We start from the raw sequence: 1381 nt of genomic DNA on the forward strand, positions 1-1381 counted from the left end.
GGCCCGGCGGGCGGGGGCGGTCCGGCGGCCGGGCCGCCGGGCGCGTCAGAGCGCACGGATTCCATCGAGGACCCTCCTGAGCAGGTTCGGATCGGTATGGGGGGCGGCCGGGGCGGACCAGCGCTGGACGCCCAGCAGACCCGCCTGGATCAGGTCGTCGGCCAGCACCCGGACCACGCCGAGCGGCAGGTCCAGGTCGGAGGCCAGGTCGGCGACCGTGTACGGGCGGCGGCACAGCGCCAGCAGGCGGCGCCGCTCGCGCGACAGGCGCTCCGGCTCGGCGGGCGCCGCGCCCGTCGCGACCAGGATGGTGACCAGGTCCAGCGGCTCGCCGTGCGGGCGGGTCCGGCCGCGGGTCACCGCGTAGGGGCGGACGATCGGCCCGGCGGCCTCGTCGAGCCACCGCTCCCCGCCCGGACCGGGGAGGCCGCCGGGGGCGCTGCGGTCCACGCTCGCTCACCCGGATCCCGGCCCCGGGCCCGTTCCCCGTCCGTCCTGTCCTCGTCCGTTCTGGCGCAGCCCGGTGGACAGCTGCCGGCCGACCCGCTTGACCAGCATCGTCATCTCGTAGGCGACCAGGCCCGCGTTGGCGCCCGCGTCGCTGAGCAGGGCCAGGCAGCTGTTCGCCCCGGCCGGGACGACGAAGAACAGCCCCTTGTCCATCTCGACGATCGTCTGCCGGATCTCGCCCGCGTCCAGATGCGGCCCGGCCCCGACCGCCAGGCTGTGGAATCCGGACGCCAGCGCGGCCAGGTACTCGGCGTCCTCACGGCCCACGTCCCGGGACGCCCCCATCACCAGCCCGTCGCGGGACAGGACGACGACCTTGCGGACCGGCGGCACCCGGTCCACCAGATCGTCCAGAAGAAAGCCCAGCTGGGCCGCCACTTCCTGCTGCGTCATGGTGACGTTCCCCTTTCCTGCCGGTGGTCCGCCGGCCCCTCGTCCTCGTCCCGGCCGCGCAGCCAGCCCGCCTGCAGGGACGCGAACAGCTCCCGCGACGCCTCGGCCGACCGCCGCTCCCACGCCGCCAGCGGGTCCTCGCCCTGCGGCGTGGGCGCCGCGAGCGGGCCGTCGTCCTCCTCGCGCAGCTGCGGCGCCAGGTTCGCCTGCCGCACGCGGCGCGGCAGCGGTGCGCGTCCGCCGGAACCGCCCGCGCCGTTCGACGCGCCCGTGCCCTCCTGGTAGGGCGGCGGCGGAGCGGCCGCGTGGCCCGGATTCGTGGCGTCGAAGGTCACGGCACCCTCGAACGACGGCGGGGCGTCGGACGGCGGCCCCGTCCCCGACCCCCAGGTGTCGACGGCGGGCGGCGCGTTCAGCATCGCCGTGGACGGGGGCGTCGGCGGCGACCAGGCACCCGGCGGGACGTCCGCGCCGCCGC

2 protein-coding genes and 1 pseudogene are annotated in these 1381 nt (G+C 77.3%); all 3 read right to left on the reverse strand.

Features of this window, described 5'->3' with window-relative positions:
• Window positions 1-45: 45 nt before the first annotated feature.
• The gene (locus ABD811_RS39150; protein ID WP_344957959.1) at window positions 46-450 is read right to left on the reverse strand and encodes a DUF742 domain-containing protein; all 405 of its coding nucleotides are present in this window, start codon (window positions 448-450) and stop codon (window positions 46-48) included.
• 6 nt (window positions 451-456) lie between these two features.
• A complete protein-coding gene (locus ABD811_RS39155; protein ID WP_344957961.1) occupies window positions 457-903 on the reverse strand; it encodes a roadblock/LC7 domain-containing protein in 447 nt (148 codons plus the stop codon).
• Window positions 900-1381: pseudogene (locus tag ABD811_RS39160) on the reverse strand (hypothetical protein); the annotation flags it as partial. The gene ABD811_RS39155 and the pseudogene ABD811_RS39160, both read right to left, overlap by 4 nt.

The organism is Actinomadura miaoliensis, from assembly GCF_039536785.1.
GTDB lineage: Bacteria > Actinomycetota > Actinomycetes > Streptosporangiales > Streptosporangiaceae > Spirillospora > Spirillospora miaoliensis.

What these genes read in the sequence shown, in the direction of transcription:
- ABD811_RS39155 (WP_344957961.1), bottom strand. Translation starts at nt 903, where the DNA reads ATGACGCAGCAGGAAGTGGCGGCCCAGCTGGGCTTTCTTCTGGACGAT.